Source organism: Oscillibacter sp. CU971 (genome assembly GCF_905219725.1).
Classification (GTDB): domain Bacteria; phylum Bacillota; class Clostridia; order Oscillospirales; family Oscillospiraceae; genus Oscillibacter.
Genome location: NZ_CAJMXG010000074.1, coordinates 1 through 13,163, shown reverse-complemented (window position 1 = coordinate 13,163; position 13,163 = coordinate 1). Strand labels below are relative to the sequence as shown.

Below are 13,163 nucleotides of genomic sequence, written 5' to 3'. Positions count from 1 at the left end.
CATGTATTCGCCACTAATGCTCTGGAGCATGGGATGGATGTAAAGACCCTGTCCACCATCATCGGTCACGTCTCCAGTGCCACTACGCTGAATGTCTACGCACACGTCACTGATGATATGCAGAAGCAGGCCGCCGCTAAAATCGACCGAGGTATTGGTAAAGTAGAGATTTCCGCAGAGAATCCCCAAGCGGTAGCCAGCCGCACTCTGACAGACTTCAAACCCAAGCGGGGCAAGCGCCGCTACTGGGGCAGCGGATACTTGGGTCAGACCAAAAGTGGGCGCTGGAACGGAAGGTACACGGTGACCTGGCCCGATGGAACAAAACGCACCCGGGACATCTACGCTGACTCAGAGGAAGAATGCGAAAAGTTGCTGGCGGTAATGATAACCGAGATGAAAACGGAGGTAGCCGCCGAAAGGGAGCGGCTGAGGGCAGAGAGCAAGGCTGGTTGAGAACTACGGCCCACCGGGACACTCCCGGTGGGCCAGTTTTTCTCTGTCTGTGGGCAAATATGTGGTCAAGGAGTTCCCGGCCGTACAAAGCAAGCAGAAATTGTCACGAGAATGGCAGGTCTGAAACAGATAATGGAGATTTTCAAGGCCATAAATCAGCCCTTATCCTCAGAGCAGCGTGTGCGCTGGTACATCCAAAGAAGGAGCCTGGGATTGGCTACACGTGAGCGGTCACAAAATGATGATCCTTGATTTCCAGTAATATCAATAAAATACAGGGGAAAGTTTTGTGTAACCCATGAATTGATTTTTGTGTGAAAGCTGTGCTACAATTCACTTGTGTTTAAAGAATACGTATTCTAGTGGAGCCAATATGATTACAATGACGGAAATCGCAAAACTGACCCACGTTTCCCAGCCCACGGTGTCTCGTGTGCTGAACGGAAGTATGACAGTGGCTCCGGAGATTCGGGAACGGGTGCTGGCCTGCGCCAGAGAGCACGATTATCAGTTTAACGCTTTGGCCAAGGGACTCCAGGGCAGCAAAACGAAGCTGCTGGGCGTACTGGTGACCGACATTTCCAACGGCTTTTTTGCCGATCTTGCGAAACGGATCGAAACCGAGGCCCGGGAAAACGGGTACAGCATCATCTTGTTCAACAGCGATTACAACCCCCGGAACGAACAGGAGTATTTGGATGTGGTCCGGCGTTACCGGGTAGACGGCGTACTGGCGGTGCCTATCCGGGAGACCAGCGGGGAATGGCGGGAGTACGTCAAAATACTGGATGTGCCCGTTGTAACCGTCACCCGCCGGGCCAAGGGCCTGGATTCAGTCTATGTGGATCACGCCCAGGCTGGTGCCATGGTGGCGGCGCATCTGCTGGAACGGGGCTTCCGGCGCTTCCTGTTCATCGGAAAGGACTACGACGGGAAATACGTGGGATTCCGCCGGTCTCTTGTGGAGATAGGCTATGGCCCGCGGACGGCAAACGTCGTTTATCAGGACGACGTTCAGATGAATCGAGCGCTAGAGGACTGGCTGGGCCAATCGCCGGAGCGGGGAGCCGTCTTCGCGGGAAATGACATCTATGCACTGCAGGTCCTGGACGCGCTCCGGCGGCTGGAGGTTTCTGTCCCTGAGAGGGTCGGCGTGATCGGGTTTGACGATACCTCTATGGGCCGTTATCTCAATCCCCGGCTGAGCAGCGTGTCCCAGCCCATCGCCCGGATGGCCCATGAGGCCGTGGCGCGGCTGCTGGACCGCATTGACCGCCCCGGTCCCCGGGAAGCGCTGGATGATCCGCTTTCCGCCTCTCTGGTGATCCGTGAGAGCACTTGAATAGAAAAAGGATGACGTTTCGATATCCTTTTTTTAGGATTTTCGAGAATACGTATTCATGAATTCCTTTTGTGCCTCCGCTCCATCCATGGAGCTGAAATAAAATGTGAAAGGAAGCAGAACGATGGATTACAAAAAAGTAGCCCAGGAAATCTACGACAAGGNGGGGAAGAAGGAAAACCTGGTTTCCGCCGCCCATTGTGCCACCAGGCTCCGTTTGGTCCTGGCGGACAACACCAAGTGCGACGCGAAAGCCGTAGAGGACATTGACGGGGTCAAGGGAGTTTTCAGCGCCTCCGGCCAGCTTCAGATCATCTTGGGCACCGGCACGGTCAATAAGGTCTATGACGAGTTTATTGCCATCTCCGGACTCACCGCCGCCACGAAAGAAGAGGTCAAAGCCGCGGCGGCCGCCAAGCAAAATGTCTTCAAGCGGGCCATCAAGTGCCTGGGGGACATTTTCGTTCCCATTATCCCGGCTATCGTGGCCAGCGGTTTCCTGATGGGTATCATGGAGGCGCTGAACTTCATGGTGAACAACGGGTTCCTTCACATCGACACTTCGGGCTCCATTTATGTGTTCGCCAATCTTTTTGCCAATACAGCATACGTATTCCTGCCGATTTTGATTGCCTACAGCGCCGCCAAAGCCTTCGGAGGAAATCCTTATCTGGGCGCGGTCATCGGTATGCTGATGATCCATCCGGACCTCCAGAATGCCTGGACGGTAGCGACCCAGGGCGTGCTGCGGACGCAGAGTGTGTGGTTCGGCCTGTATGAGGTGGACCTGGTGGGGTATCAGGGCCACGTCATTCCGGTGATCATCGCCGTGTGGGTGATGTGCTTCATTGAAAAGCGCCTGCACAAGATCGTGCCCGCCATGTTCGACCTGTTTGTAACACCCCTGGCCAGCGTATTTATCACCGGCTACCTGACGTATTCCATCATTGGCCCCATCTTCGTGCCCATCGAGAACGGGGTCATCGGAGGCATCCAGACCCTGCTCACGCTCCCCCTGGGCNTGGGCAGCCTGATTATGGGCGGCTTGTATTCCACCACTGTGGTGGCCGGTATCCATCACATGTACACGGTCATTGACATGGGACAGCTGTCCATGTACGGCGTGACCTACTGGCTCCCTCTGGCCTCCGCCGCCAATATGGNACAGGGCGCGGCCACTCTGGCGGTTGCNNTCAAGAGCANGAACCAGAAGACCAAGTCCGTGGCCCTGCCCTCCGCCTTCTCCTGCTTCATGGGCATCACCGAGCCCGCCATCTTCGGCGTGAACCTGCGCTATTTCAAGCCCTTTGTCTGCGGCGCCATCGGCGGCGCGGCGGGCGCTATGTACGCCTCTCTGGTGGGACTGGGGGCCAGCGGCACCGGCGTGACCGGCCTGTTCGGCCTGCTGCTGTGCCTCAATGACCCTATCAATTACATCATCATGGCCGCTGTCTCCATCGGTGTGGCTTTCGCTCTGACCTGGGTGTTTGGCTATAAGGACGCCGCTCCCGCGGAGAAAAAGGCCGTCCAGCCCGAGCCCGCGCTCCCCGCTGTGGAGTGCCGGCCCGGCGCGGTGTACGCCCCGGTTTCCGGAACGGTCATTCCCTCCGAGGAGATCCCCGACGAGACCTTTGCCGCCGGAGTCCTGGGACAGGGCGTGGGCATCCAGCCCGCTGAGGGCTTCATAGCGGCTCCCTTCGACGGCGAGATTTCCTCTGTCGCTGAGACGCGGCACGCGGTGGGCATCACCTCTCCAGACGGCATGGAGGTGCTGATCCATGTCGGCGTGGATACGGTGGCGATGAACGGCGAGGGCTTCGAGTGCTTTGTCCAGGAGGGGCAAACGGTAAAGGCCGGTGAAAAACTCATCGCTTTTGACCGGGACAAAATCGCCGCCGCTGGCCATCCCGATGTGGTGGTGGTGCTGGTGACGAACTCCGACGACTATGAGAGCGTGACCATCCAAACCGGCGTCTGCAAGGCTCTGGACAAGGTGATCCAGGTCTGATGAGAGGGCAATTCCTCCAAGCCGCCCGCAGGACGGGCGGCTTGGAAGAAAGCCTATAGGCCTATGCGAAAAGGAGGGGTTCTATGAATGCGCTGCACAAGGATCTGGTCCGCCTGACCGCAGCGGCGGAACGGCAGGCGGTGAAGGGCGGCCCCTGGCGGCCCGGCCTTCATCTGGCGCCGCCCACCGGCTGGCTCAACGACCCCAACGGCCTGTGCCGTTTTCGGGACGAGTATCATGTCTTCTATCAATACGCGCCCTTCGATGCCAACGGCGGCGTGAAGTTTTGGGGGCACTGCAAATCCCGCGATCTGCTCTCCTGGGAGCGGTGCCCGGTCATGCTGTACAGCGACGAGCCCTATGACGTCCACGGCGCGTATTCCGGCTCGGCCCTCTGCGGGGAGGACGGCTTGTATTTGTATTACACAGGAAATGTCAAACACGGCGGAGACTACGATTATGTTCTGGAAGGCCGTGAGAACAATACCGCCGTGGCCTATTCCCCGGACGGGGTGCGTCTTGGCTGGAAACGGCTGCTGATGGGACCCAAGGATTATCCCGGCGGATTGACGCGGCATGTGCGGGACCCGAAGGTGTGGAAGCAGGACGGCGTCTATTACATGGTGCTGGGGGCCCGGACGGTGGAAGACGCGGGCGCGGCGCTGATATTCGAGTCAAAGGACAAATTCCAGTGGAAGCATATCAACACGCTCTGCACATCGGCGGCCTTTGGCTATATGTGGGAGTGTCCCGATCTCTTTGAAATGGACGGACAGTGGTTTTTGGCGGTTTCCCCCCAAGGGGTTCCGGAAAAGGGACCGGGCTTTGAGAACGTCTACGCCTCCGGCTATTTTCCGATTTTTGGCGACTTCCGGGGAGACTGCCGGCTGGGGGAGTTCGTTCCCTTCGACTTTGGCTTTGACTTCTACGCGCCGCAGACCTTCCCGGATGGCAGCCGCCGTCTGCTGATAGGCTGGATGGGGATGCCGGACGCGGAGTATTCCAATCCAACTGCCGCCCAAGGCTGGCAGCACTGTTTGACGGTGCCGCGAGTACTTGAACGCCGCCGGAACAGGCTGGTGATGAACCCGGTCCCGGAGCTGGAGGGACTGCGTGAGGAGTCCCGGGAATATGACTTCGAGGGAGAAAAAACGATAGACCTGCCTCTCCTCTCCGATATTGCGATCATATGCGAAGGGGATTTGTCCCTGGACCTCTCCGGCGTTTCCCTGCGGACAGGGAATGGAGCGCTGACGCTGACCGTCCGGGAGGGCGGCTGGGGCCGGGGGAGCCGGACCGCTCCCGTTCGCGAATTGCGGAATCTGCGCATCCTGGCGGATACCAGTGCCCTGGAGTTTTTCGCAAATGACGGGGAGGCGGTTTTGTCGGTTCGCTGGTATCCTGAGAGCGAAGGACGGACGCTGGCGCTGAAGGGCAGAGGAAAGGCGGCCGTCCACAAACTGCGTCCCATGCAAATCAAAGAATATTCTCCTGAGTGAGGGCGGGCTGGACAAGTCCGGCCAAGCCTGGTAGGATAGAGGAAAAGAAGAAAGGCGGTGCGGTCTATGATTTCAGAGCAGTTAAGGAGGGCAAGGGCTTATGAGGCGAGGATGGGCGCCTTGATCTCCCCGGCAGAGCGGCCTTTGTTCCATCTGACGCCCACCACGGGCTGGCTGAACGACCCCAACGGATTTTCCGTCTACCGGGGAGAATACCACCTCTTTTACCAGTATCATCCCTACAGCACCAGCTGGGGCCCCATGCACTGGGGGCACTGCAAGTCCCGGGACTTGCTCCGCTGGGAGCGCCTGCCCGCCGCGCTGGCCCCCGACCAGCCCTATGACCGGGACGGCTGCTTTTCCGGTTCCGCGGCGGAAACGCCCGATGGGCGGCATCTGCTGATGTATACGGGACGCCGCCTGGAGGAGGGAAGAGAAGTCCAGGCGCAGTGCCTGGCGGTGGGAAACGGAGAGAATTACGAAAAGCTCTCCGCCAACCCGGTGATCACCGGGGAGCAGCTTCCGCCCGGCGGCAGCGCGCAGGATTTCCGGGACCCCAAACTGTGGCGGGATGGTTCCCGCTGGTACGCCGTGGCGGGAAACCGTGCCGGAGACGGCAGCGGAGAGGTTTTGCTGTATTCGTCGGAGGACCTGGAGCGCTGGCGGCTGGAGGGGGCGCTGGACCGCTCCGCCAACCAGTGGGGGAAGATGTGGGAATGCCCGGATTTTTTCTCCCTGGACGGACAATCTATCCTGCTGGTCTCTCCCCAGGAGCTGGAGGCTCCCGGCCCGGAGTTTCACAACGGCCAGGAGGTACTCTGTATCCTGGGCGGTTTAGACGGCGGCGGGAGATTCATCCGGCAGAGCATCTCGCCTGTGGACCAGGGGCTGGATTTCTACGCGCCCCAGACCGCCCTCCTGCCGGACGGGCGGCGGGTCATGATCGGATGGATGCAGGCCGCAGGGGAGCCGTCCTGCTATGTCCCGAAGGGACAGAAGTGGTTCGGACAGCTTACCCTGCCCCGGGAGCTGTCTGTCCGGGACGGGCGGCTGGTCCAAAGCCCCGTTCGTGAGCTGGAGGCGTGGCGGGAGGAAGGGATTCCTTACGAAAATATCCCGCTCTCCGGTTCCCTGACCCTGCCTGGCGTATCCGGCCGGACGCTGGATATGAAGATCGCGCTGCGGTGCCGGGGGGATGGGACGTTTACTCTGAAATTTGCGCAGGACGGCCATCGCTTTACCGCCCTTTGTTTTCAGTCCGGCCCCAATCTTCTGACGCTGGACCGTACGTATTCCGGCTTTCCCTGCAATCTGGTCCACCGGAGAACCGTGCCTGTGCGGGACCGGGCGGGGGAGCTGGAGCTGCGCCTGATCCTGGACCGCTTTTCCGTGGAGGTGTTTGTCAACGGGGGAGAACAGGTTCTCTCCGCCACCCTTTACACCCCGCAGGAGGCGGACGGGATTTCCTTCCATGCGCAGGGGAGGGCAGAGATGGACCTGGAGCGGTACCGCTTGGCGGAACCCGCGTGTCAGGACCGCGGCTGAACAAAAACGACATAAGGAGGGAGCTTTTTGAAAATACGTTATTTGGGAACCGCCGCCGCCGAGGGCTGGCCCGCGCTGTTTTGCTCCTGCCCCATCTGCACCCAAGCCCGGGAGCGGGGCGGAAAGAACCTGCGTACCCGCACCCAGGCTGTTTTGGACGGGGAACTGCTGATTGATTTCCCGCCGGACACCTACTGCCACGCCCTGCGGTACGGCCTGGAGCTGGCGAAGATTCACACGCTGCTGGTAACCCACAGCCACATGGACCACTGGTTTCCCACAGACCTGATCCACCGCCATGAGCACTTCGGCCACGGCGCGGAAGGCGTCCTGGAAGTCTACGGCAGCCAGGCGGTCAAGGACGCCTTCGACGCCCATATCCTGGTTGAGCGGTTCAAACCGCATCCCATTGACGGCGTGGTGNACTTCCATGTGATTCACGGGGAAGACCGGTTCCGGGCCAATGGATGGGAGATCACCGCCGTGCCCGCTGACCATGACCAGCGGGAGGAATGCCTTGTGTACATCTGCAAAAAAGCGGGGAAGACGGTCTTTTACGGCCATGATACCGGCGTGAACCTGAGCGCGGAGGCTTGGGCGCTCATAACGGCGGAGCGGTATGACCTGATCAGCCTGGACGCCACTATGGGGAAAAAGACGGCCGGCGGCTATCATATGGGTCTGCCTGACGGAGAGGCCTTTTTCCAAAAGCTCCATGACCTGGGCTGCTCCGGCAGCCATACTGTGAAGGTTGTGAATCATTTCAGCCACAACGGGGGGATGACCCATGACCAGCTGGAGGCGTGGGGGAGAGAACGGGGGATTCTGGCCGCCTATGACGGTATGGAAGTGACGTTCTAAAGATACGAAATCCCGCACGCTGAATTTATACTCTTATCCTCAGAGACTGTGGGACTATCATCACGTAGTTGGCTATATTTCCATATCGGCAGCGGGACAGAATATTTGTCTGTGGGTTTTCCCAAAAGAAATAGAGAAACGGCATTACGGAGTTTGTGAACGCCTCTGGTGCCTCATTCGGCACTGGCTGGGGGTGACTTCCTTTTTCTGGTGAAATATTTTAGAAAAATAAAGTGCGTCCTGATAGCTTACCGACCTTGCCGCCACCTGGATTGGCAGGTCGGTATTTTTCCGCAGAATACAGGCTTGCCGGATGCGCCGGTCCAGCAGGTAGTCCTGGACGGATACGCCCATAGCCGCCTTGAATTGCCGATGAAGGTAGGAGCGGTTCAGGCATAAATGATCGGCGATGTCCTGGACGGTAATGGGGCCGCAGAAAGCGCCCTCTATGAAATTCAGCGCTTCCTCCACATAATTGGACCGCTTCTCCGCTCCGGCTGGTTTCTTATTGGGGAACTTGTCCGCCAGCAGGAAAAGATATTCATACAGGATGCTGTTCATCAATAGGTCCCGGCTTTGGGTCTTTTGCTCCGCCTCAAAAAGCCGCTCGTGGCAAGCGCGCAGCCGCGGGTACCCTCCATAACAAAACACCAGGGACTCCACAAGAGAGGTCCGCTCCAGATAGCCCTTGATCTTGATTCCCTGCATCCCAATCCAGGTGTAAATCCAGGGTTCCTCCCGGTCCGCCTCGTAGTAGATCAGCTCTCCGGGGCAGATGAGGAAGGCTTCCCCCTCTCCCAGACGGAAGGTTTTGCCCTGGCACTGATAGACGCCCTTTCCGCTGAGAATATAGTGGACCATGCCCAGGGCGGCGCGGTGCCGGGCTATCTGGTCCGCCACCGGGACAATCTCAAGATTCGCGAAATCTGCATCCCCAGCTTTGTCTCCGTCCTCTTCGGCATTACGGAACCCGCCATCTTCGGCGTGAACCTGCGCTGCCGCTACCCCCTGATCGGCGGCTGCATCGGCGGCGCTCTGGGCGGCATGGTGGTCTATCTCACGAATCTGGCCGCTCTGGGCTTCGGCACCACGGTGCTCCCCGGCATCGACACCGTGCAGCTGGCCGGCAAGTTCTTCAAGCCCCATGTGAAAAACGGCGATACCGTGCGCAAGGGGCAGCTCCTGATTAAGTTTGACCTGGCGCAGATTAAAAAGGCGGGCTTCGGGACCTCCATTCCCATGCTCTTTACAGACCCCGCCGGCGGACTGGCTCTGGAGAAGGAGACTGCCGGAGCGATGAGCCCCGAGACGAAAATCGCGGAAATGAAAAAGGCGTGATGGTATGGACAGAAAGTTGATATTCCTGGACATTGACGGCACTCTGGTAGCCGCACTGTCCGCCCCCTCTCCCAAGGTCAGGCAGGCAATCCGGCAGGTGCGGTCCAAGGGACATCTGGCTTTCCTGTGTACCGGCCGAAACCTCCCCATTATTGGCCGGGACATTCTGGACATCGGGTTTGACGGTATTATTGCAAGTGCGGGGGCCTACGTGTCGGTGGGAGATCAGGTGCTGTTCGACAGCCTCCTCCTGGAAGAAGTGGTGCAGGAATGTCTCTCGGTCTTCCACAGCGAAGGCGTGTTCTGCCGCATCGAAACCCCGGACGGCATCTACACCGACCCCCAGATGGAGGAGCTCCTGCGCAGCGTATCCCCCGACCCTCAGAACTCTGAGCTGATTCGGATGCAGAAGGNAATTGAGTCTGGCCTGCGTATTCGGAAATATGAGGAGTATCCCAAACAGGGCGCCTACAAGCTGTGCTTTACCAGCCGGGACCTGGATTCCGTCCGCAAGGCCCGTGAGGTGTTGGGGGACCGTTTCGACTTCGTAGTGCATCCCTACGGCGCAAGCACCGCCTGTTTCAATGGCGAGATTATCCCCAAGAGCGTCGACAAGGGCCGGGGCATCGAGCTGGTCTGCCGCCGCTTCGGGGCCACTCCCGCGGATGCGGTTGCCTTTGGAGACAGCATGAACGACGCGGCCATGCTGGAACGGGCCGGGGTCAGCGTGGCCATGGGGAACGCCTGCGATGAGCTGAAGGCCCTGGCCGATGTGGTCTGCGAGGATGTGGCTCACGACGGCGTGTATCTGGAGCTTCACCGCATGGGCCTGTGCGGATGAATGAACAATGGGCCTGGGCGCGAGTCACGTCCAGGCCCTTTTGGAGGGAGCAATATGTCGATTGTAATTGACAAAGAGCGTCAGCTTTTTACTCTGCATACCCAAAGCGCCACCTATCAGATGAGGGCGGACCAGTGGGGAACTCTGCTCCACCTGTACTATGGAGAGCGGACGGACAGCAGCGNCAAGTCCTATTTTGTCCAGCAGAACGACGTGGGTTTCTCCGGCAATCCCTATGCGGCCGGACAGACCACCCGCCGCTACTCCCTGGACACCTTGCCCCAGGAATACGGCTGCTTCGGCACGGGAGATTATCGCGTCACGGCGCTGCGGGCGCGGAATCTGGACGGAAGCCAGGCGGCGGGGCTGCNCTTCCGCTCTTATGAGCGGCTTCCGGGGAAATACGCCATTCCCGGCCTGNCTGCCCTCTACGCCCAGGAGGGTCAGGGGGAAACCTTGGTTTTGCGCATGGAGGACTCCGCCTCCGGGCTGGAGGCGGAACTGTATTACGGTGTTTTGGAGAATCAGGATGTCATCACCCGGGCTGTCCGAATTGTCAACCACGGGACAGAGGCCGTGACGCTGGAAAAGGCGGCCAGTATGCAGTTGGACTGGCAGTGGGGACAGTTCGACTGGATTTCCCTCTATGGGCGGCACTCCATGGAGCAGAATGTCCAGCGCTCTCCGATTCTCCACGGCGTTCAGTCAGTGGGCAGTGTCCGGGGCATCAGCAGCCATCAGTACAGCCCCTTCCTGATGCTCTGTGAGCCTCACGCTACGGAAAACCGCGGCTCCTGCTACGGCTTCTCCGTTGTCTACAGCGGAGAATTTTTGATGGAGCTGGAGAAGGACCAGTTGGAGCAGACCCGGCTGGTCTGCGGTATCCACCCGGACAACTTCTCCTGGTGTTTGGAGCCGGGAGACTCTCTGTGGCTGCCGGAGGTCATCCTGGCTTTCAGCAATCAGGGCCTCGGCGGCGTGAGCCGCATTTTCCACCGGGCTCTCCGTGAAAACCTGTGCCGGGGTGCTTGGAAGGAAAAACGCCGTCCCATTCTCACCAANAACTGGGAGGCCACTTATTTCGATTTCACCGGAGAACAGCTGGTTTCCATCGCCAAAGCGGGGGCGGAGATGGGCGCGGAGCTGTTCGTCCTGGACGACGGCTGGTTCGGCAAGCGGGACGAGGACATTTCCGGTCTTGGCGACTGGGTCCCCAACGAGAAAAAGCTGGGCTGTACCCTGAANGAGCNGGGGGAGCNTATCCAGGCGCTGGGCCTGGGCTTCGGTCTTTGGCTGGAGCCGGAGGGCATCTCGGAGGACAGTGATCTGTACCGTACCCACCCGGACTGGGCAGTGACGATTCCGGGACGGANGCCCTGTCTGAGCCGCTCCCAGCTGGTGCTGGACTTCTCAAGGACAGATGTACAGGACTATGTGATCGGTGCGGTTTCTAAAATCCTGTCCGGCGCGCCGGTCTCCTATGTCAAATGGGACTTCAACCGGGCGATCTGCGACAAGTTCAGCCGTGCTCTGCCCGCCGGCCGTCAGGGAGAATTTGCCCACCACTATGTTCTGGGTTTGTATCGGGTGCTGGAGGAGCTGACTTCCCGGTTTCCGGAGGTCCTGTTTGAGAGCTGCAGCGGAGGGGGCGGACGGTTTGACGCCGGGATGCNGTATTACCCCCCCCCCCCAGATTTGGGGCAGCGACACCACCGACGCCATTGAACGGCTCAGCATCCAGTACGGGGCCTCTCTGGGCTTTCCCGTTTCCTGCGTTGGTGCCCATGTGGCCGCTGTCCCCAGCCACCAGACCGGGCGGACCACGCCGCTCAATACACGGGGAAGCGCTGCCATGTTCGGAGCCTTTGGCTATGAGCTGGACCCCCGCGCATTAAGCGACGAGGAGCGGGCCGCAATTGGAAGGCAGATTGCTTTTTATAAAGAGCATTACGACTTGATCCACCACGGCGATTACTACCGCCTGACTGCTCCTGAGCACCCCAGCTGCACCGTCTGGGAGGCGGCCTGCCCGGATGGAGAGACCGCTCTGGTCACCGCCGTCTATCACCATGTGTTTCCAAATTCCATCCCTGTTCGGGTGCGGGTTCAGGGCTTGAAGGACAGCCTCTGGTATGAGGTGTCCGATGGGAACGGCAGTTACAGAGCTACTGGCGCATCCTTGAAACAGTGCGGGCTGGTAATTCCTGCAGCGAAGGAGGAATACCAGGCGTGGCAGATACTCCTATGCCCACCCCGCCAGCGGCAACCGGGAGGCGTGGACGGAAAAAATTCTGCATATTACCATCACGCCAAAAACCGCCGACGATATGCGGACCATCTACAATTTCACACCTTATCAGAACAGCGCCCTAGATGAGCTGCNNGGGGATCGCCCCACGTTGTCCAGCCTTGCCGGGAGCCTTGATATCACCGGAGCGGACGAACGGGAGGTTTTAGCGGCCTTGCCCGCTGATCTGGAGCAGGCCCGCCGTGACACAGTGGAAAAGGCCCTCTCCCTTGTGNAGAAAGTAAATTATTTTTGGGGAGGCAAGAGCCATGCTATTGGCTGGGATGACCGCGGGGGTACACTTCGGAAAGTGACAGCGGCGGGAAGTCCCTCAACAGGGACCTATCGGCCCTTCGGCCTTGACTGCTCCGGCATGATTGATTGGGCCTTGCGGAACGCCGGACTCCCCAGCGACGGCAACTGGTACATTGGCACGAATCTGACCAGGGTATCCGCCAGCGAGGCCCGCCCCGGAGATATGGCCTTATTCCCCGACGCCTCCCATATCGGCATTGTCGTTGGCCGGAATGACGCAGGGAAGCTGCTGGTTTGCCACTGTTCCAGCGGACGAAACAACGTGGTTGTCACAGAGTTTTCCGCGACTGGCTTTACCGTTGTCGGCAGGCCGAATATGTTTGACTGAGAGGAGTGAAGTCATGACGGAATATGAAAAGCTGATACTTCTGGAGCGGGTTGCCCATACAATCGAAATTGCAGAACGGTCAACCGGGAAAGTTGGAGTGGCGCAGAGCTTTGAAAACAGGGTAAGCGTCTTCTATGGGGAAGAAGACGGCAGCGATGATAAAATCATCTGTCCTCTGGTTTTCAATAGAGATTTTAGAATCACAATGGCAATTATACTATAATACTCCGCTCTGCCACTCCCACGAAAAATGTCGAGAAATGCGTCTCAATTTGAGTAATGTCATTAAGCTAGCCGCGAAGAAAGAAACGGCAGAAGGCAATGGGATTCCGAAGGAAATCCA

Annotated in this window: 12 protein-coding genes and 1 pseudogene; 12 read left to right on the top strand and 1 reads right to left on the bottom strand. The window is 59.0% G+C overall.

Features of this window, described 5'->3' with window-relative positions; translation table 11 throughout:
- From JX325_RS07175 to JX325_RS07150, 6 genes and pseudogenes are all read left to right on the top strand, one after another.
- Positions 1–456, top strand: a pseudogene (locus JX325_RS07175) (tyrosine-type recombinase/integrase); the annotation flags it as partial.
- Between the two features lie 373 nt (positions 457–829).
- Positions 830–1,798, top strand: a complete 969-nt coding sequence (locus JX325_RS07170) for a LacI family DNA-binding transcriptional regulator (protein ID WP_204790467.1) — start codon at positions 830–832, stop codon at positions 1,796–1,798.
- A gap of 124 nt (positions 1,799–1,922) precedes the next feature.
- Positions 1,923–3,806: a PTS transporter subunit IIBCA gene (locus JX325_RS07165; RefSeq protein WP_204790466.1), complete on the top strand. Its 1,884-nt coding sequence runs from the start codon at positions 1,923–1,925 to the stop codon at positions 3,804–3,806.
- Positions 3,807–3,889: 83 nt separating this feature from the next.
- A complete protein-coding gene (locus JX325_RS07160; RefSeq protein ID WP_204790465.1) occupies positions 3,890–5,305 on the top strand; it encodes a glycoside hydrolase family 32 protein in 1,416 nt (471 codons plus the stop codon).
- 66 nt (positions 5,306–5,371) lie between these two features.
- Entirely contained in the window at positions 5,372–6,850 is a 1,479-nt protein-coding gene (locus tag JX325_RS07155; protein ID WP_204790464.1) for a glycoside hydrolase family 32 protein, read from the top strand.
- 27 nt (positions 6,851–6,877) lie between these two features.
- Complete coding sequence (locus JX325_RS07150) at positions 6,878–7,711, top strand: MBL fold metallo-hydrolase (RefSeq protein WP_204790463.1); 834 nt, start codon at positions 6,878–6,880, stop codon at positions 7,709–7,711.
- Between the two features lie 144 nt (positions 7,712–7,855).
- On the opposite strand, the gene JX325_RS07145 is transcribed toward JX325_RS07150, so the two are convergent.
- A complete protein-coding gene (locus tag JX325_RS07145; protein ID WP_243413968.1) occupies positions 7,856–8,611 on the bottom strand; it encodes an AraC family transcriptional regulator in 756 nt (251 codons plus the stop codon).
- Here JX325_RS07145 and JX325_RS18020 point away from each other — a divergent pair.
- From JX325_RS18020 to JX325_RS07120, 6 genes are all read left to right on the top strand, one after another.
- Complete coding sequence (locus JX325_RS18020; protein ID WP_307819253.1) at positions 8,588–9,049, top strand: PTS glucose transporter subunit IIA; 462 nt, start codon at positions 8,588–8,590, stop codon at positions 9,047–9,049. The two genes, JX325_RS07145 and JX325_RS18020, sit on opposite strands and share 24 nt — an antisense overlap.
- Positions 9,050–9,053: 4 nt before the next feature.
- Entirely contained in the window at positions 9,054–9,890 is an 837-nt protein-coding gene (locus tag JX325_RS07135; RefSeq protein WP_204790460.1) for a Cof-type HAD-IIB family hydrolase, read from the top strand.
- Positions 9,891–9,944: 54 nt separating this feature from the next.
- Positions 9,945–11,615 (top strand): alpha-galactosidase, encoded by a 1,671-nt coding sequence (locus JX325_RS07130; protein WP_307819252.1) that lies wholly within the window; start codon positions 9,945–9,947, stop codon positions 11,613–11,615.
- Positions 11,548–12,267 carry an alpha-galactosidase gene (locus JX325_RS18535; RefSeq protein ID WP_307819251.1) on the top strand — a complete coding sequence of 240 codons (720 nt, stop codon included), beginning with the start codon at positions 11,548–11,550 and terminating at the stop codon, positions 12,265–12,267. Before JX325_RS07130 ends, JX325_RS18535 begins: the two co-directional genes overlap by 68 nt.
- Positions 12,268–12,352: 85 nt before the next feature.
- A complete protein-coding gene (locus JX325_RS07125) occupies positions 12,353–12,820 on the top strand; it encodes a C40 family peptidase (RefSeq protein WP_204790459.1) in 468 nt (155 codons plus the stop codon).
- Between the two features lie 13 nt (positions 12,821–12,833).
- A complete protein-coding gene (locus tag JX325_RS07120; RefSeq protein ID WP_204790458.1) occupies positions 12,834–13,043 on the top strand; it encodes a hypothetical protein in 210 nt (69 codons plus the stop codon).
- Positions 13,044–13,163 lie beyond the last annotated feature (120 nt).

Excerpts from the sequence above, each read along its gene's own strand:
- JX325_RS07155 (WP_204790464.1), top strand. The coding sequence starts at position 5,372 with ATGATTTCAGAGCAGTTAAGGAGGGCAAGGGCTTATGAGGCGAGGATG.
- JX325_RS07120 (WP_204790458.1), top strand. The coding sequence starts at position 12,834 with ATGACGGAATATGAAAAGCTGATACTTCTGGAGCGGGTTGCCCATACA.
- JX325_RS07160 (WP_204790465.1), top strand. The coding sequence starts at position 3,890 with ATGAATGCGCTGCACAAGGATCTGGTCCGCCTGACCGCAGCGGCGGAA.
- JX325_RS07170 (WP_204790467.1), top strand. The coding sequence starts at position 830 with ATGATTACAATGACGGAAATCGCAAAACTGACCCACGTTTCCCAGCCC.